Source organism: Demequina salsinemoris (assembly GCF_000974805.1).
Lineage (GTDB): Bacteria > Actinomycetota > Actinomycetes > Actinomycetales > Demequinaceae > Demequina > Demequina salsinemoris.
Genome location: NZ_BBQZ01000001.1, coordinates 715894 through 733412, shown reverse-complemented (window position 1 = coordinate 733412; position 17519 = coordinate 715894). Strand labels below are relative to the sequence as shown.

Genomic DNA, 17519 nt, shown 5'->3' with positions numbered 1-17519 from the left:
CCTGTAAGGCGTGAACGCACCCATCGATTGCACCTCCACGTCCGCGTGGGCCGAGCTCGAGGCCCACAAGTCCGCCTTCACCCCCGACCTGCGCGGCTGGTTCGCCGCGGACGCCGGCCGCGTGGAGCGCATGAGCCTCCCGCTGGCCGATCTGCACGTCGACCTGTCGAAGAACCTCGTGACCGACGAGATCCTGAGCTCCCTCGTGAAGCTCGCCGAGGAGACCGGTGTCGCCGACCGCTATGCCGCGATGCTCGCGGGCGAGCACATCAACACGACCGAGGACCGCGCCGTGCTGCACACTGCGCTGCGTCGCCCGGCCGGCATGGAGCCGGGCCTGACGGTCGACGGCCAGGACGTGGACGCCGACGTCCACGAGGTCCTCGCGAACGTGGCCGCCTTCGCGGACCGCGTCCGCTCGGGCGAGTGGCTCGGCATCACCGGCAAGAAGGTCGAGACCGTCGTCAACATCGGCATCGGCGGCTCCGACCTGGGCCCCGTGATGGTCTACGAGACCCTCGAGCCGTACGCGACGGCCGGCATCGACGCCCGCTTCGTGTCCAACATCGACCCCACGGACATGGGCCAGAAGGTCAAGGGCCTCGACCCCGAGACCACGCTGTTCATCGTCGCATCGAAGACCTTCACCACGCTCGAGACGCTCACCAACGCGCGCCTCGCCCGCGACTGGCTGTGGACCGCTCTCGCCGAGGCCGGCGTCGCGGTCGGCACCGACGAGGAGAAGTCGGACGCCGTCGCGCACCACTTCGTCGCCGTCTCCACCGCGCTCGACAAGGTCGAGGCCTTCGGCATCGACCCCGCGAACGCCTTCGGCTTCTGGGACTGGGTCGGCGGCCGCTACTCCGTGGATTCCGCGATCGGCCTGTCGCTCGCGATCTCGCTCGGCCCCGACGTCTTCGGAGACCTGCTCGAGGGCTTCCACGCCGTCGACAAGCACGTCGCGGAGACCCCGCTCGCGCAGAACGTTCCCGTCCTCATGGGCCTCCTCAACGTCTGGTACGTGAACTTCCTGGGCGCGCAGTCGCACGCCGTGCTCCCCTACGCGCAGCAGCTGCACCGCTTCCCTGCCTACCTGCAGCAGCTCACGATGGAGTCCAACGGAAAGTCCGTGCGCTGGGACGGCACCCCCGTCACCACCGAGACCGGCGAGATCTTCTGGGGCGAGCCCGGCACGAACGGCCAGCACGCCTTCTACCAGCTGATCCACCAGGGCACGAAGCTCATCCCGGCGGACTTCATCGCGGTCGTGAACCCCGCCTACCCGCTCACCGACGGCGGCCAGGACGTGCACGCGCTGTTCCTCGCGAACTTCCTCGCGCAGACCAAGGCGCTCGCCTTCGGCAAGACCGCCGAGGAGGTCGAGGCGGAGGGCACCACCGGTGCGCTCGTCGCGGCCCGCACGTTCGCCGGCAACAAGCCGACCACGTCGATCTTCGCGCCGTCGCTCACCCCGCAGGTCCTCGGCCAGCTCATCGCGCTGTACGAGCACATCACGTTCACGCAGGCCGCCGTGTGGGGCATCAACGCCTTCGACCAGTGGGGCGTCGAGCTCGGCAAGAAGCTCGCGATGGAGATCGCCCCGGCGATCGAGACGGACGATGCGGCGCTCGCCGCGCAGGACGCCTCGACCCAGGCGCTCATCGCCTACTACCGGGCGAACCGCAAGTAGTCAGCACGCAGAAGGGGCCCGGCGACCACACGGTTGCCGGGCCCGTTCTGCGTCATCCCCCATGCACTGCGCACGGATCTGAGTCCGACACCCCGGCGACACGCCGGCGTATCTCGGCGACACGCTGGCGTGTCGCCCGCGAATCCGTGCGGAGTGCAGGGCGGAGAGGGGTCAGCGGCGGCTGTACGCGCAGCTCAGCGTGCGCGAGCCGCCTCCGATGACCTGGCTTGACCCGTCGGGAAGCGTCACGTCGGCCTCGACGCCCTCGGGGAGATCGATGCTGAGCAGCAACGCACCGTCGTCGAGCGTCCAGGAGACCGCCACGGTCCCCTGCCGCGTCTTGAGCGTGCTCGAGGCGCGCGTCAGCTCGGGCCCCGGGGTCGGCTGGATGCGGATGCGACGGTAGGCCGCCTCGCTCTCGCTCGGCTCGTCGGGAAGCCGGATCCCGGCGACGTGGGTGTGCAGGAACGATGCGACCGCGCCCTTGGAGTAGTGGTTGAGGGAGCCGCGCGCGGCGCCCTGGGCGTCGACGCCGTCCCACCACTCCCACATGGTCGTCGCACCAGCGTCGAGCATCCCGAGCCACGACGGGTGGCCCGTGCTGGTGAGGAGCCGGAACGCGGTCTCGGACTGGCCGTTGTCCGCGAGCGCCTGGAGCAGCAGCCCGGTGGCGAGAAAGCCCGTCCCGAGGTGGCCGTCCGCCTCGCGAACAAGCTCGGCGAGTCGGGCGGCCGTCGCGGGCCGCAGCTCCTCGGGCGCGAGCCCGAACGCGAGCGCCCGCACGTAATGCGCCTGCGTCTCCTCCGCGAGCGTGCCGTCGGGGCGCAGGTACTCGGCGCGCCATGCCGCAAGCGCACCGTCGGCGATCGCGCGGCACTCGGCCGCCGCATCGTCCTGGCCGACGAGCGTCGCCATGAGCGACGCGAGGTGCGCCGAACGGTGCAGGAAGGCGGTCGCGACAATGCCGTGGTCGACGCTGGGGTCGGGATTCGGCGGCACGCCGGGCTCGAGCCACTCGCCGAAGTGGAAGCCGGCGTCCCACAGGTAGCGCTCGTGGTCGGCCGGCTCGGGGCGCGAGGCGGCGCGCTCGGGGTGGCGGCCGCCGGCGGCGCAGCCCGCCGCATATCGGACCCACGCGAGCGCCGCGGGAAGTTGCTCCTCGAGCGCCGCCCGATCGCCGTAGGAGCGCCACAGCTCCCACGGCACGAGCACAGCGGCGTCGCCCCAACCGGCGGAGCCTGCCGACATGTCCTCGAAGAAGACGCCGGACGGCTTGTTGCCCGCGGGGTTGGGGACGACGGTCGGAACGCGCCCGTCCTCCCACTGGTCGGCGGCTAGGTCCCGGAGCCAACGTCGCGAGAACGCCTCGACGTCGGAGAGCAGCGCGCCCGTCGCGACGAAGACCTGCCAGTCGCCCGTGAACCCGGAGCGTTCGCGCTGCGGGCAGTCGGTCGGGACCGCGCAGACGTTGCCGCGCATGCTCCACCTGACCACCTCGTGGAGCTGCTCCAGGCGCGGGTCCGAGCAGGAGAAATCGCCCGTGCGCGCGAGGTCGCTGTGCACGACGACGCCGCGGGCCCCCGACAGGCCCAGGCCCTCGGGGACGCCGTCGATCTGGACGTAGCGGAATCCGTGCGTCGTGTGGCGCGGCTCGAAGACGTCGCCGTCGCAGCCTGCGCTGATCACCTCGTCGATCTGACCGGCCTCGAGCAGCTGCTTCGTGGCGAAGTTGAAGGCGCGGAGGTGCTCGACGGTGACGAGGCCGTCGGCCTCGAGGGTCTCGCCGTGAGTGAGGGTCAGGTGCGTGCCGGCAGGGCCGAGATCCGTGAGCCTCATCCAGCCGTTGATGTTCTGACCGAGGTCGAGGACGACGGTCCCCGCCTGCGGTCGCGTGACCGCGACAGGCGTGAGCTCCTCGATCCGACGTACCGGCTCAGCGACGGGCTCGGCGAGCCGTGCACGGTCGAGGACGAGGTCGCCGTCGGCGAGCGTGACCGGGCTGAATCCCTCCCCACCACCGGTGAACCACGCGGGGTCGTAGGTGCGCATGTCGACGGCCTGGCCGTCCATGAGGTCGGCGCGCGTGACGTGGCTGACGCGCTGCTCCCAGTCGGGCCCGGTGGCGACGAGCGGCGCTTCGGCGCCGTCCGAGACGACTGCGGCGAGCACGGCGGTGCGCTCGCCCCATCCGTCGCCGCGGCGCTCGAAGCCGTGGCGCCCACGGAACCAGCCGTCGGAGAGCAGCAGGACGATGCTGTTGTCGCCAGGGTGCAGCAGCGAGGTGACGTCATGGGTTTGGACCTCGAGCCGGGCTCGATACTCGGAGAACCCGGGAGCGAGCTCCTCGTCGCCTACGCGGACGCCGTTGACGAAGGCCTCGTAGATGCCGTGCGCGGTCGCGACGAGTCGGACCGCGCCGCCGCCTGACCACGGGAACGTGGAGCGCAGCAGGTAGGCGGGGCGTCGGCCAGGTTCGAGCGCGACAGGCTCGGCGGGGGCGATCCACTGCGCGTGGCGAAGGGCATCAGCACCCGTAGCGTGCGTGAGCGACTCGATGACGGTCATCGCGGGTCCTCCTTGACGTCGGCGATAGGTCATTTCTACCACATGGAATGTCTTGACTTTACAAGTGGTCGGTGGCGCTGCTACGTTCTGCCTCACCGGGGTTCGACGAGGAACCCCACCAAGAGCAAAGGTGCTTGACGATGACCACGTCGCACGTCGATACGACGCCTGGCAACGAAGAGGCGCCCCCCACGCCCGAATACCGCAATCCCGGAACCGGGTTCCTGATCTCCCTCGGATTCGCTTCGGTCCTCCTGATGGGATCGCTGCTGTCGGTCGGCATCCTGACGATGCCCCTGCAAGCCACCGCGATCGACGCGGACAACTCCACCACGATCATCTCCGTGGCAAGCATGTCCGCCGGCGTCGCGGCACTCCTCTGCTTCCCGATCGTGGGACGCCTGAGTGACCGCACCACCGGCCCCCTCGGGCGTCGCCGCCCCTACCTCCTCGCGGGCGCTGCCTTCCTCCTCCTCGGCGCTCTGCTCGTGCTGATCGCCACCAGCACCGCGATACTAAGTGCCGGCTGGACCCTCATGACGATCGGCCAGATCGCCTCCTACACGGCCCTCGGCTCGAGCGTGCCCGACCAGTTCTCGCCCGAGAAGCGCGGCCCGGCCTCGGCGCTGTTCGGCGTCGCGGGCGTCGCCGGCGCGGTCGTCGGCCTCTGGATCGCCTCGCTGTTCGAGCCGCAGACGACGCTCATGATCATGGTCCCGGCAGTGCTCGGAGCCATCGCGCTGGTCGTGTTCGCCTTCGTCCTCAAGGACGATCGCCTGAAGAAGGAGGGCCGCCCCGACTTCGACGTCACGTCGCTGCCCTCGACCTTCTGGGTGAACCCGGTCAAGCACACCAACTACGCGCTGGCCTTCGCGAGCCGCTTCGCGGTCTTCTGCGCGATCGCGGCCGTCAACGCCTACATGGCGGTCTACCTGATCATGGGGCTGCACATCGATCCGCTCGAGGTGGGCGGCAAGGTGTTCCTCGCCAACCTGCTCTCCGGCGGCCTGTCCTTCCTGCTCGCCAACATCGCCGGCAAGGTCTCGGACAAGGTGAACCGTCGCAAGCCGTTCGTGTGGGCGTCCGCACTGCTGTTCACCGTGGGCCTCGTGCTCATCGCCCGGGCGACCAGCTTCAACGACTTCCTGCTCGCGCTGATCGTGATGGGCATCGGCCAGGGCATCTACCTCGCGGTCGACTTCGCGCTCATCACCCAGGTGCTGCCCTCGAAGGAGGACGCCGCGAAGGACCTCGGCATCATGAACCTCGCGGCCTCGCTGCCGAACATCCTGGTTCCCGCCGTCGCACCGGCGCTGCTCGCCATCGGCGCGACCGCCGACAACCCGCAGAACTTCACGGTGTTCTTCCTCGCGGCATCCGTTGCGGGCGCGGTCGGCGCGGTGCTGATCGCCCCGATCCGCGGAGTCCGCTGACCCCTGATCCGCTCGACACGATGCGCGGCCCTTCCACTCACGGGAGGGCCGCGCATCGCCGTCTACGGACTAGGGTGAACACGACCGGAGGAGACCATGCCGCTGACAGATGACGTCGACGTCCGCCGCCGCGAGAGCCGCCAGGCGGTCGCGTCAGCCGAGCGCCGTGACCAGATCCTCGACGCGGCGGTGCAGGCCTTCGCCGACAGGGGCTTCAACGGCACCTCGATCCGCGACGTCGCGAAGCTCGCGGGACTGTCCCACACCGGCGTCCTCCACCACTTCCCCGACAAGGCCGCGCTTCTCGAGGCCGTGCTCGACCGCTCGGTTCAGCGCGCGGGCGCGCAGTTCGACCTCGACTCGGGCGACGGCGAGCAGTTCCTGCGCGGCCTTGTCGCGCTGGCCGAGCGCGATGTCGAGCGCAGCGTCGAGGCCCCCGAGACCCGCATGTTCCGGATGATCGCAGCAGAGTCGCTCTCCCCCACGCATCCGGCCCACGGCTACATGCGTCGCTGGTACGCCGAGGTGCGCCACCACGCGACGGTGGCTCTCGAGGACCTCGCGGAGCGCGGGCTGCTGCGCGTGCCCGCCGCGGACATCCCGGTCGCCGCGGGCCAGATCGCGGGCATGCGCGACGGCTTGGATCCACAGTGGCTGCTCGATCCGGAGTCGGTCGACCTGGTCGGCGCGGTGCGCGACCAGCTCAGCCGCTACGCGGACCTCGAGCTCTAGGCTCGCATCAGCGCTCCCAGCGCGACGGACACCATCGCCGCGAAGGTCTTCTCGCGCTCGTCGGCCTCGAGGAACTCGCCCTTGACCACGTGATCTGACACGGTGCCGACCATGAGCGCCTCGACGCCCTCGGCCGCGGCCACGGCGTAGAGCCCCGCGGCCTCCATCTCCACAGCCAGCGTGCCGTAGGCCGCGAGGCGCGGGACAAGCGTCTCGTCGGGCTGGTAGAACGCATCCGAGGTCAGCACGGGTCCGACGCGCAGCGGAGCCCCGGCCTCATCGGCATAGTCCGCGGCCGCGCGCAGCAGCGAGAACGACGGCGCGTGCGAGTAGTGGACTCCAGGCAGCCGCTTGGTCGTCATGGCCGAGTCGGTGTGGGCGGCGGAGGCCGCGACCACGTCGCCGAGCTGCAGGTCCATGTGGATGCCGCCGACCGTGCCGACGCGCACGAGCCGCTTCACGCCATAGTTCCGGATCAGCTCGGTCGTGTAGATCGTCGCGGACGGCATGCCCATCCCCGTCGCCATCACGGACATGGGACGCCCCTGGTAGGTGCCCGTGTAGCCGAGGATGCCGCGCACCTCGGTCACCAGCTCGGCATCGTCGAGGAAGGTCTCGGCGATGCGCGTGGCGCGGCGCGGGTCGCCGGGCAGGAGGACGTCGGGGGCGAAGGCGCCGTCGGGCGCGGAGATGTGCGGAGTAGGCATGAGGCCGAGCCTACGCGCCGAGCAGGGACGATGCGGGAGCCGTGTCAGGCCTCCGCGGTGGCCTTCTCCCGAGCGCGCTCGAGCGCGGTCGCGAACACCTCGACGGACTGCGCACCCGAGACCGCGAACGCGCGGTCGAACACGAAGAACGGCACCCCGTTGGACCCGAGCGCCGCGGCCTCGTCGATGTCGGCCTGCACGTCGGCGTCGTACCGGTCGGTCGCGAGCATCGCCCGCGCCTCGGCGCCGTCGAGCCCGACCTCCTCAGAAAGCCCCGCGAGCACGTCGGGGTCGTCGACGATCGCGCCGTCGGTGAACTGCGCCTTGAGCAGCCGATCCTTCATCGCACCCCCGAGCCCACGCTCCTGCGCCATGTGCAGCACGCGGTGCGCGTCGCGGGTGTTCGCCTGGATGTAGCGGTCGAAGTTGTACTCGAGACCCTCGTCGGCGCCCAGGTCGATGAGCCGCTGGTTCATCTCCTTGATCCGCTCGACGGGCGCGTTGAACTTCTTGGAGAGCGCCTCGGCGTGGGGGGTGTGCTCGCCGTGCGGGATCGTCGGATCGAGCTGGAAGCTCCTCCAGGTGACGGTGACATCGCCGTCGAAGGCCTCGATCGCCTTCTCCATGCGGCGCTTGCCCAGGTAGCACCACGGGCACGCGACATCGGACCAGACCTCGACGTTGACCATGGGCGCTCCTTCCAGCGATCTGTCCAGGGACGATGCCCTGGCCGGGACGTGCAAGAGGGTTCGCCCGGGGACTGGCGAACCCTCTGAGCGTCACAACGACTCGTCGAGGGATTCCATTCCCGCGACCGGGACCTTCGTCCCCGACACGGCTCACCAGCCGACGGAACCTCGCCCCGTCAGCTCCCCCGATACGTCGAGTACGCGAACGGGCTGAGCAGCAGCGGCACGTGATGGTGCTCGCCTCCCGCGACCGAGAACGCGATCTCGACTTGCGGGTAGAAGGTCTCCACGTTGCGTCGCGCGAAGTACACGCCCGTCTCGAAGCGCACCTGGTACACGCCGGGCTCGAGCGCTTCCGGCCCGAGGTCGCGCACGCGTCCGTCCGCATCGGTGAGGCCCTGCGCGACGGGCTCCCACCCCTCGGCGCCCCGTCGCGAGAGCGTGACCGCGATACCGGCGGCGGGCACTCCCGCCACCGCGTCCAGCACATGCGTCGTCACGTGGCTCATGCGAGTGCCTCCTCGTAGGTCGAGCGCAGCCTCAGGAGGGCGATGCCGCGCAGCTGGTCGGCGACCTCCGCGAGCTCCGCGGCGTCGTCGTTGCCGATCCTTCGCTCGATCTCGGCGACGATCTCCTCGCGCGACCGGCCCGCGGCGCGGATGAGGAAGACCCGCCCGAACGCCTCCTCGTACGCGACGTTCAGCGCCGTCAGGCGCGCGGCGAGCGCCGCATCGTCCGTGGACGATGCGGCCTGCTCTGATGCGGAGAACCTCGCCTCAGCATCGTCCCCGGCCTTCCTCTCGCCGATGCGGGGGTGCGCGGCGAGCGCCTCGTCGATCTCGGCGTCGCTCAGCGGCGTCGCGATCGACACCGCCGCACGCTCCATCTCGAGCATCGAGTCGAACTCCTGGGCGGCCATCTCGTCGGCCCAGCGCTCCACGCGCAGGCACGCGAGAAGGTCCTCGCGGGTCGCCTTCACCGTCACAGCATCTCCCCTGGTCTCACGACGCGCTCCGAATCGCGCGCGCGTAGTGTGACCAGTATGGCAATGCGGGTCGCGGGAGCGGTGCTGGCAGCGGGCGCGGGTGCGCGCGCGGGCGGCCCCAAGGCGCTGCGCCGCGCTGAGGACGGCACGCCGTGGGTCGAGATCGCGGCGAGCACCCTGCGCGACGCCGGGTGCGCCCCTGTGATCGTCGTCGTCGGCGCCCAGGCGTACGAGGCCGAGGTGCTCGTGCCCGACTGGGCAGAGACCGTGGTGGCGTGGAACTGGGCCGAGGGCCAGTCCGTGTCGCTGCGCAAGGTCGTCGAGGACGCGACCGAGCGAGGGGCCGAGGCGATCCTCGTGACCCTCGTCGACCTCCCCGAGCAGACGGTCGCGGCCGCTCTCCGAGTGCTGGAGGCAGCGACGGACGATGCGGTGCTCGCGCGCGCGACGTTCGGCGGCGAGCCCGGGCATCCGGTCCTCATCGGCAGGCGGCACTGGGGACCGCTGCTCGCGGCGCTCGACGGCGACCGCGGCGCGGGGCCCTATCTCGCCGCGCACGGGGCGCAGGAGATCGACTGCACCGACCTCGGCGGCGGGACCGACGTCGACGACTGAGGGCTACGCCTCGATCGTCCCCGACACCGCCACCTGCGTCGCGCCGCCGATCCACAGCTCGCCGTCGGATGCGGTCACCGTGATGCGTCCGTCGCGGCCGAGCACGGTGCCCTGACGCGCCTCGTACGGCGCGGCGAGGATGCCCGCCGATGTCAGCCATTGCGCCACCGAGGCGTTGAGGCTGCCCGTCACCGGGTCCTCGAACAGGCCCGCGCCGGGGTCGCCGACGAAGGCGCGGACCTCGGCCGCGACGCCCTCCGGCCCGTCGCCACCCTGCCCGGTGTCGCCGTACAGCCCGACGATGCCGAAGAAGCCCTTGTCCTCGCGCGCGGCGGTGTCGGGTCGCACGTCGAGCACGCTCTGCGCGTCCTTGAGGAGCAGCCCGAGCCAGCCGGGCCCGTTGTCGACCCACTCGGCCGCGACCACGTCGGCGCGGTCCAGGCGCAGCCGCTCGCACGCGACCGCCACATCGTCCTCGTCCACCGGGCCCGAACGGAGCCGGTCCGGGGCCGCGAAGGCGAGCATCGTCCCCTCGTGCGTGAGCGGCACCAGGCCGACTCCGCACTCCTGGGTGACGCGGCCGGGAACCTGAGGCACGCCGCCAGCGTCGAGCCACGCGCGGGCCGTGCCGAGCGTCGGGTGGCCCGCGAACGGGAGCTCCTCCGCCACGGTGAAGATGCGGACGCGATAGTCGGCGGCCGGGTCCGTGGGCGAGAGCACGAAGGTCGTCTCGGACAGGTTCGTCCAGTTCGCGATGCGCGCCATCTGCTCGGTGGTGAGGTCGTCGGCGTCGAGGATCACGGCGACGGGGTTGCCCGAGTAGGGTCCGTTGCCGAAGACATCGACCTGGCGGAAGGGGTGCTCAGTCATGGCGGCTACGGTACGTCTGCCTATCAGGGCCGGTGACAGGTGAATTGGCGCCGAACCGGTTGACCGGGGCAAATCGCCCACGTAGGGTTTCGCGCAGGCGTCGGGTGCGATGGGGCTCCAGGCGCCGTTCTCATGCCCTCCGTCAGCAGAAGTCGCGGGCCAGGTCCAGGACGGCCGCCTCGAACGCGTCGAGCGCGAGCGCGACGTCCGCCTCGATCACCGACTCGTCCCTGTGATGCGAGATCCCGCCCCCGCAGCGCACGAACAGCATCGCGTAGTCCGTGAGCGACGCGACGGCCATCGCGTCGTGGCCGGCCTTGGACAGCAGCTCGAGCGGCTCCGCGTCGCCCGTCGCCGCGATCCCGGCGCGGATGGCGTCGGCCAGGCGCGTTCCCACGACGGTGGCCGTGGCGTCATGCCTCTCGACCGCCTCGAAGGACAGGTTCCGCGCGGCGCAGATCTTCTCGGCGCGCTCCTGGATGAGGTCCCAGACGTGGTCCCTGAGAGCGTCGGTCTCGGCGCGCAGGTCGAGCGAGAACTCCGCTCGCCCGGGGATGACGTTCGCAGCGCCAGGGAAGGCCTGCATGCGGCCGACGGTCCCGATGGCGCCGTTGTCGCGCGACAGCTCCTCGATCGCCGTGACCAGCTCCGAGGCCCCGAGCAGCCCGTCGCGGCGCCTGCCGTACGGCATCCCGCCCGCGTGTCCCGCCTCACCGATCATCGTGAGGTCGAAGCGGCGAGCGCCCATGATGCCGGTGACGACGCCGAGCGCGCGGCCCGCGTCCTCGAGCAGGGGCCCCTGCTCGATGTGCGCCTCGAGGTAGCCGAGCACCTGCTCGCGCGGCAGCGCCGCCTCCTCGATCCGCGACGGGTCCAGACCGAAGGCCTCGAAGGCCGTGCGCAGGGAGATGCCCTGGGCGTCCTTCAGATCCCACCACGAGTCCTGCCACGCGCCGGCGACGGCGCATGAGCCAAGCAGGGTGCGCCCGAAGCGGGTCCCCTCCTCGTCCGCGAAGCCCAGCACCTCGATGCCGAACGGCAGCTCGACGCCCTTCGCCGACAGCCGACCGACGACCGCGATCGCCATCAGCGTGCCGAGGATGCCGTCGTACCTGCCCGCGCCAGGCACGGTGTCGAGGTGCGAGGCGAGCATGAGGACCGGCGCATCGTCCTCGGGCCCTGCGAGCGTGCCGCGCTGGTTGCCCGCGGCGTCCTGCCATGGCTCGAGCCCCGCCTCGGCCATCCACTCGCCCACCGTCCAGTTCGTGCGGGCGTGCTCGGCCGTCAGGTACGAGCGCTCGATCGCGCCGATGCGCGAGCTGTGAGTCGCGAGGATGTCGCAGCGCTCGAGGATCTCGGCCGCCGAGAAGGGGACGGGTCCGTCAGCGTCCTCGGGCGACACGGGACCGGGGACGATGTCGGCCGGCGAGGTCACGCCGCCTCCGCGTAGACGCGATACGCCTCGTCGACCCCGCCGCCGGCCGGGAGCCCGAAGCCCTCGCGCCGCAGCACCGCCTCGAGCGCGGCGAGCGTGGTGAGCACCGCGTCCTGCCTGGCGTTGTAGCCCATCGTGCCGATCCTCCACACCTTCCCCGCGAGCGGCCCGAACGACGTGCCGATCTCGATCCCGAAGTCCTCAAGCATCCGTGTGCGCACGGCCTCGCCGTGCACGCCCTCGGGGATCACGACGCCGACCACGTTGGTCATCTTGTGCTCGACGTCGCCGAAGACCTCGAGCCCCAGCCCTCTGACACCCTCCATCATCGCGCGGCCGTGCAGCGCATGCCTCGCCTGGAAGGCGCCCAGCCCCTCCTCCAGGACGATGCGGGCCGACTCGCGCGCGGCGTACAGCATCGTCGTGGCCTCGGTGTGGTGGTTGAGGCGGCGCTCGGACCAGTAGTCGAAGACCATCGACATGTCGAAGTAGTTGGAGCGGATCGGGTGCGCGGCGACGGCGTCGCCCTCGTCGCGGATCCCCGCCTCGATGCTCTTACGGGCGTTGATGATGCCCTCGGCGCGCGCGGAGAAGGTCGCTGGCGCGGAGCCGGACGGCCCGCCCAGGCACTTCTGGAGGCCGCCCGTCGCGATGTCGACCCCCCACGCGTCGGTGAGGAACTCGTTCCCGCCGATCGACGCGGTGACGTCCGCGTACAGCAGCGTCCCGTAGCGGTCGCACAGCTCGCCGAGGCCGTCGAAGGGCTGCACGACCGTGGTGGAGGTGTCGCCATGGACGACGGCGAGGACCTTGGGCTGGACCTTCGCCATCGCGTCGGCGATGAGCTCATAGGGCGCGACCTGACCCCACGGTGCCTCGACCGTGTGAACCTCGGCGCCGCAGCGCTGCGCGATCTCGACGAGGAGGTGCCCGAAGCGCCCCATCACGGGCACGAGCACCTTGTCCCCAGGCTCGAGCACGGAGACGAGCGCGGCCTCGATGCCGCCGCGCGCGGTCGAGTCGATCAGCAGCGTCTGCCGGTTCCCGGTGACGAACACGCGGCGGTACAGCTCCATGACCTCGTTCATCGACCGGGTCATGAAGGGGTCGTACTGGCCGACCAGCGGCGTGGACATCGCGCGCAGCACGCGCGGGTCGGCGTTGATCGGGCCCGGGCCCATGAGCAGGCGCGACGGCGGATTGAGCGGTCCCGGCAGGGTCATGACGCCTCCAGAAATGTTGATGAGACCTACACAGTGTGGCGCATCACGCGTTTCGCAGGGGTTTCGAAGCCACGAGCCTCACCCCTGCTGGTCCTTCAGCAGCTCGCGCTCCCACTTCAGCGCCGTCTCGATGAGCGACAGGTCGGAGCCCTTCGGCCCGACGAGGCACAGCCCCACGGGCCCCTCCGAGGTGCGCATCCACGGCACGGACAGCGCCGGGCGCCCGGTGAGCCCCGCGATCGCGGTCATCGACAGCGTCGCCTCCCGCACGCCCTGCAGGTACTCGATCGAGGCGTCGAGGCTCGGCGCCGCGGACGGCGAGGTCGGCAGCACCAGGATCGCGTCCCCGAGCGCCTCGTCGATCTCCTTGGCGATCTCGGCGACGTCGATCAGCGCCTCGGCCTCCTGCTCCTTGCCCACCGAGGCGGCGTACTCGAAGCGCTCGTAGATGTCCTGGCCCAGCGCGTCCGGGTGCTTCTCGACCCACGCGCCGTCCGAGCGCCACGCCTCGGCCGACTGCGTGACCCGGAACGCCGCGTACAGGCGGCTCACGTCCGGCAGGTCGACGGGCTTGAGGTCCACATGCACCTCGAGCCACTGCAGGAGCTGGATGAAGATCTGCCGCACCTCGGGCTGAGCCAGCACCGTCGCGCTCGGCGAGGCGAGCACCACGTCGTCCACCTGGACGCCAGGGTCGCCCGAGAAGGACGCACGCGCTGCCGCGAGCATCGTCTCGCCGTCGCGCGTGAGCCAGCCCGCGGTGTCGTAGCGCGGCGCGAGCGGCACGACCTCCTCGAGGCTGATCGCACCGTGCGTCGTCCTGAGCCCCCAGAGCCCCTGATACGAGGCCGGGATGCGGATCGATCCCGCCGTGTCGGTGCCGAGGCCGATGCTCGCCTGCCCCAGGGCGACCGCGGAGGCCGGTCCCGACGAGGAGCCACCTGGCACCGCGCCCGACACGGCCCCGTTGGGCGGGGTGCCGTAGTCGGGGTTGAGACCAGCGATCGAGTACGCGAACTGGTCGGTCTGCGCGATGCCGACCACGTCGGCGCCCGCGTCGAGCAGCGCCTGCACCGCCGGCGCGTTGACGTCCTTGGGCTCGGACTCCTCGAGGTAGGCGCGCACGCCCGCGCCCACCCGCTGGCCGAGCACCGAGTACAGGTCCTTCACCGCGACCGTCTGGCCCGCGAGCGGGCCCTCGGCCCGGCCTTCGAGCAGAGGAGCACCGACGACGCGCCAGATCCTCGTATCGATCGCCGCGGGAGTCGAGGACACGTGAGCGACGGCGATGCGCCACCCGCGACCGGGACCGTCGACGGCATCGGGCGCGAAGCGCCACAGCTGCGTCACGAGGCCGCGGCCGCCGGAGACCGGGGCATTCACCGAGACCGCGAGCCAGTCGTCTCCGGCCGGGGTCAGCCGCAGATCGACCAGGCGCCGCACGCCGGCGCCTCCCCGCTTCGCGCGGAACGAGGCGATCGCGTCGTGACCCACGAGCAGGCCCGCCGCGTCGCCGCGCAGCGTCTCGTCTCCGGGCTCGAAGAAGGCCGCGAGCGCGTCGAGGTCGTCGGCGGCGAGCACCGCCTCGTAGGCGAAGATCGCATCGATCAGGCCGTCGGGGGCCATCGCCCCCGCGGCCACCTGGATGTGCGTCATGACTCGCTCCTCACCGGCGCACCGGGCGCCTCGAAGTCGGACTTCCGGATCATCGCGTGCGCCCCGCACACGAGGTCCACCACCTGGGAGATGCGCAGGTCCGTCGCGGCGGACAGGTAGGCGTAGGCCAGGTGCGCCTCCATGCCGTACCGGGCCGCGAGGATCGCGATGGCCGCGCGGGTCGCCTTGCGGACCGCCTCGTCAAGGTCGGCGTCGATCCCGGTCGGCATGAGGTGCGTCGCGGTCTCGCCGAGCGGGCCGACGAGGTCGCCGAACGCGCGCGCGGCCTCGGCCGCGGGGATCAGGTCGAGCCGGATCCGCACCCTGAGCGACGCCTCGAGGGCCGTGAGCGCGACCTCGCCGTCGCCCTGCGCGAAGTGCGGATCTCCCACGTACGCGAGCGCACCCGGCACCTGGACCGGGAGGAACAGGGTCGAGCCGACCACGAGCTCCTTGACGTCGATGTTGCCGCCATGCGCACCTGGCGGGACCGAGTGGGCGCGCTCGGCGGTGTCGGTCGCGACGCCCATGATCCCGAGGAACGGCGCGAGCGGGAACGACACGTCGCGCGGCCCTCCCTCGCGACGGGGCAGCCACCCCTTCCACTCCCCCGAGGCATCGGGCGCGATCGGAGCGAAGACGGACACCGCATCGACCCCGCCCGCCGGCATCTCGCCTGGCAGCGCGCCACGACCGTGGCGATTGGAGATCACGCCGTAGGGGACGCGGGGCGTCGCATCGAGCAGCGTGATCCCGAGCACATCGCCGGGACGCGCGCCCTCGACGGCGATGGGCCCCGTCACCACGTGCGGGCCGTCCGCGGCGGCGTCACGCAGGGACGACGAGGACAGCGCCGCCGCCTCGGCGAGCACCTCGTCCGCGGGCACGCCGTGAGAGGCGAAGAACGCAAGCGCGTCCGAACCCTGATCCGGCAGCAGCCCCTCGTGGCTGAGGGTGTCGACGACGACCTCGGCCCCCGCCTCGACCGTGAGCACCGGCGCATCGTCCCGGCACGGCAGTCGGCCCCAGAGCACGGCCTCGGGATCGGATGGCAGGTAGCGAGCTCCGGCGGGCACGCCTTCGCCCGAGCGCAGAATCCCTGCGTACTCGCCCACCTGGCCCCCTCCGCCGTGTCCCGCATCGTCCATGCGGGCCGAAAGCGCCGGCCGCACGTCATGTCCTACCCTGGCGCTACTGAGACTACCGCCGACGCGCGGCCCGAGCCCCGACGGGCGACACGGCCCGCGCCGATCCCCACCAGGAGGAACCGTGCTGACCCGGATGCGCGCCAACCCCGACAACAGCTACCTCGGCCTGATGCTGGCCCTGACGTTCTCCACGGGGATCATCGACGCGGTCGGCTACCTCGGCCTGGACCGCGTGTTCACGGGCAACATGACCGGCAACGTGGTCATCCTCGGCATGGGTCTCGCGGGAGGCAACGACCTCCCGGTCGAGGGCCCGCTGGTCGCGCTCGCCGCCTTCATGGCGGGTGCCGCGATCGGCGGCCGCGTGCTGCGAGGGGCGCGCCAGGGCTGGACCGGCAAGCACACGGCGCTGTTCGGGGGCGTCGCCGCGGTGCTGACGGCCGGCGTGATCGTGGCGTCGACGGTGACGATCGAGCAGGGCTCGCTCTCCGCCTACGCGGCGACCGCGTCGCTCGGCCTCGCGATGGGCTGCCAGGCGGCGACCGCGCGCCACATCGCAGTCAAGGACGTTACGACGGTCGTCGTGACCTCGACGATCACGGGCCTCGCCTCGGACTCGGTGCTCGGCAAGGGCGGCGGCCAGCCGTGGGCGCGCAGGGCGGGAGCGATCGTCCTCATCGGCGCGGGCGCGTTGACGGGCGCGATGCTGCTCAAGGTGGACTTCTCCGCCGGGCTCATCCTGTCTGCCGTCATCACGGTGGTGGTCCTGGTGCTGGGCCACATCACCCGCCCGATGGGCCACCGCATGCCGTACGACGGCGCGATCAGCCAGTAGCCCCGTCGCCCGGGCCGCACACCCGCGGCGCGCCCGACAGTACGAACCAATCTCGGCGGCGACACCCCGGCGACACGCCGTGACGGGCCCCGACACGCTCGCGCGTCGCTGTCCAGATTGGTTCAAACTGTCCGCGCGGACCGCGGCAAGCAGAGGGACGATGCTCCACTCACCTCATCTACCAGGCACTTTTCTCCCCTGCTCGCCTTGAGCGAATATCGCTCAACTTTGACTTGAGTCAAACGCGCTCAAGTCTTACAGTGAAGGTGAGCGACGGACCCGCGGGGGCCACCAGCAGGGGCCGGCCGACCGGGTCCGCCGCCACCGCCGGGAAGGTCCCGGCGGACCCGGACCACTCACAGGAGGTTGAGGACCATGGCACGAGAAGTGATGCACAAGGCGGCTCCGGCGACCGCCACGACCATGTGGCAGGACGACATGGACCGCATGCTGCGACAGTTCTTCGGTGACGCGGACGCCTCGCTCGCCGGTGCCTTCTCCCCCGCCCTGGACGTCAAGGAGACCGACGACGCGTTCACGCTCCACATCGAACTCCCCGGCGTCAAGGCCGAGGACGTCGAGCTCTCGCTCGAGGACAACGTGCTCACCGTCGCGGGCGAGCGCAGCTTCTACGACGAGAGCGAAGGCGAGGGCTACCGGCGCATCGAGCGTCGCTTCGGCCGGTTCCACCGCGCCGTTCGCCTGCCCGACCGCGTCAGCCCCGACAAGGTCGAGGCCACCTACGCGGACGGCATCCTCACGGTGACCGTCCCGAAGGCCGAGGACGCGAAGCCCCGCAAGATCACCGTCGCGAAGGCCTCGTAAGCGACCACCGCGACCACCGCGCCCGTCGGAGCCACCCCCCCCGGCATCCGCCGAGCGCCTTCGCCCCGATCCGCGCCGCCTACCCCCCTGGCGGCGCGTCGAGACGGGCGA

16 protein-coding genes are annotated in these 17519 nt (G+C 71.3%); 6 read left to right on the top strand and 10 right to left on the bottom strand.

The genetic code is table 11. The annotated features are described in order from the left end of the window. Positions 1-10 precede the first annotated feature (10 nt). Positions 11-1690, top strand: a complete 1680-nt coding sequence (gene pgi / locus AOP78_RS03290) for a glucose-6-phosphate isomerase (RefSeq protein ID WP_062201508.1) — start codon at positions 11-13, stop codon at positions 1688-1690. A gap of 171 nt (positions 1691-1861) precedes the next feature. On the opposite strand, the gene AOP78_RS03285 is transcribed toward pgi, so the two are convergent. Next, the gene (locus AOP78_RS03285; protein ID WP_062201506.1) at positions 1862-4255 is read right to left on the bottom strand and encodes an alpha-L-rhamnosidase; all 2394 of its coding nucleotides are present in this window, start codon (positions 4253-4255) and stop codon (positions 1862-1864) included. Between the two features lie 140 nt (positions 4256-4395). Between AOP78_RS03285 and AOP78_RS03280 the strand changes: the two genes are divergently transcribed. Together AOP78_RS03280 and AOP78_RS03275 are read left to right on the top strand one after the other, a co-directional pair. Beyond that, positions 4396-5688 (top strand): MFS transporter, encoded by a 1293-nt coding sequence (locus tag AOP78_RS03280; RefSeq protein WP_062201505.1) that lies wholly within the window; start codon positions 4396-4398, stop codon positions 5686-5688. A 96-nt stretch (positions 5689-5784) separates the two neighbouring features. After that, positions 5785-6420, top strand: a complete 636-nt coding sequence (locus AOP78_RS03275) for a TetR/AcrR family transcriptional regulator (protein WP_062201503.1) — start codon at positions 5785-5787, stop codon at positions 6418-6420. Here the strand turns inward: AOP78_RS03275 and deoD are convergent. From deoD to AOP78_RS03255, 4 genes are all read right to left on the bottom strand, one after another. Then, positions 6417-7127, bottom strand: a complete 711-nt coding sequence (gene deoD, locus AOP78_RS03270) for a purine-nucleoside phosphorylase (RefSeq protein ID WP_062201501.1) — start codon at positions 7125-7127, stop codon at positions 6417-6419. The genes AOP78_RS03275 and deoD overlap by 4 nt on opposite strands. A 44-nt stretch (positions 7128-7171) precedes the next feature. Further along, positions 7172-7816: a DsbA family oxidoreductase gene (locus AOP78_RS03265; RefSeq protein ID WP_062201500.1), complete on the bottom strand. Its 645-nt coding sequence runs from the start codon at positions 7814-7816 to the stop codon at positions 7172-7174. Between the two features lie 176 nt (positions 7817-7992). After that, entirely contained in the window at positions 7993-8325 is a 333-nt protein-coding gene (gene uraH / locus AOP78_RS03260; RefSeq protein ID WP_062201497.1) for a hydroxyisourate hydrolase, read from the bottom strand. Further along, on the bottom strand, positions 8322-8795 hold the full coding sequence (locus AOP78_RS03255; protein WP_236685277.1) for a 2-oxo-4-hydroxy-4-carboxy-5-ureidoimidazoline decarboxylase: 474 nt from the start codon (positions 8793-8795) through the stop codon (positions 8322-8324). The genes uraH and AOP78_RS03255 overlap by 4 nt, the downstream gene beginning before the upstream one ends. A gap of 63 nt (positions 8796-8858) precedes the next feature. On the opposite strand from AOP78_RS03255, the gene AOP78_RS03250 reads away from it, so the two are divergent. Further along, complete coding sequence (locus tag AOP78_RS03250; protein WP_236685276.1) at positions 8859-9416, top strand: nucleotidyltransferase family protein; 558 nt, start codon at positions 8859-8861, stop codon at positions 9414-9416. Between the two features lie 3 nt (positions 9417-9419). Here the strand turns inward: AOP78_RS03250 and AOP78_RS03245 are convergent, their stop codons facing one another. The 5 genes from AOP78_RS03245 to AOP78_RS03225 all read right to left on the bottom strand — a co-directional run bounded on the left by AOP78_RS03245 (position 9420) and on the right by AOP78_RS03225 (position 15772). After that, a complete protein-coding gene (locus AOP78_RS03245) occupies positions 9420-10286 on the bottom strand; it encodes a PhzF family phenazine biosynthesis protein (RefSeq protein ID WP_062201491.1) in 867 nt (288 codons plus the stop codon). A gap of 142 nt (positions 10287-10428) precedes the next feature. Continuing rightward, complete coding sequence (locus tag AOP78_RS03240) at positions 10429-11721, bottom strand: allantoate amidohydrolase (protein WP_236685275.1); 1293 nt, start codon at positions 11719-11721, stop codon at positions 10429-10431. After that, complete coding sequence (locus AOP78_RS03235) at positions 11718-12944, bottom strand: pyridoxal-phosphate-dependent aminotransferase family protein (RefSeq protein WP_062201489.1); 1227 nt, start codon at positions 12942-12944, stop codon at positions 11718-11720. The genes AOP78_RS03240 and AOP78_RS03235 overlap by 4 nt, the downstream gene beginning before the upstream one ends. Positions 12945-13022: 78 nt before the next feature. Further along, positions 13023-14600: an AtzH-like domain-containing protein gene (locus tag AOP78_RS03230; protein WP_062201487.1), complete on the bottom strand. Its 1578-nt coding sequence runs from the start codon at positions 14598-14600 to the stop codon at positions 13023-13025. After that, the gene (locus AOP78_RS03225; protein WP_236685274.1) at positions 14597-15772 is read right to left on the bottom strand and encodes an acetamidase/formamidase family protein; all 1176 of its coding nucleotides are present in this window, start codon (positions 15770-15772) and stop codon (positions 14597-14599) included. Before AOP78_RS03225 ends, AOP78_RS03230 begins: the two co-directional genes overlap by 4 nt. Positions 15773-15869: 97 nt before the next feature. On the opposite strand from AOP78_RS03225, the gene AOP78_RS03220 reads away from it, so the two are divergent. Together AOP78_RS03220 and AOP78_RS03215 are read left to right on the top strand one after the other, a co-directional pair. After that, on the top strand, positions 15870-16583 hold the full coding sequence (locus AOP78_RS03220) for a YoaK family protein (protein WP_236685273.1): 714 nt from the start codon (positions 15870-15872) through the stop codon (positions 16581-16583). A gap of 375 nt (positions 16584-16958) precedes the next feature. Further along, positions 16959-17408 carry an Hsp20/alpha crystallin family protein gene (locus AOP78_RS03215; RefSeq protein WP_083979741.1) on the top strand — a complete coding sequence of 150 codons (450 nt, stop codon included), beginning with the start codon at positions 16959-16961 and terminating at the stop codon, positions 17406-17408. The last annotated feature ends 111 nt before the right edge of the window (positions 17409-17519 follow it).